At 68.4% G+C, this 244-nt stretch carries 1 protein-coding gene; it reads right to left on the bottom strand.

Annotated features, from left to right (window positions below; genetic code table 11):
• The coding region (locus tag ACSNOK_RS35775) for a carbohydrate binding domain-containing protein (protein WP_436784828.1) at positions 1-244 on the bottom strand (244 nt) is incomplete at both ends.

Below are 244 nucleotides of genomic sequence, written 5' to 3' on the forward strand. Positions count from 1 at the left end.
TCTCTACGGTGGCGACTCCCGCGGCGATGGTGTAGTCGGCCCCGTTGTTGTTGTCCCAGACCCCGTTGCCGTTGTTGAAGGCGGCCTGCAGCCCGGACGCGCTGCCCGGATCGACGGTCTTCTTCACCCAATCCGTGCAGGCCGCCTCCATCGCCGTCCCCGGCGCGGTCGTCCACCGCCCGCCGTCCGGTGCCCAGTGCAGGTCGTACTCGGGCCAGTTCCTGGTCCCGGTGTAGTAGAAGAC

It is taken from the genome of Streptomyces sp. URMC 126, from assembly GCF_051386555.1.
In the GTDB taxonomy this organism is placed as follows: domain Bacteria; phylum Actinomycetota; class Actinomycetes; order Streptomycetales; family Streptomycetaceae; genus Streptomyces.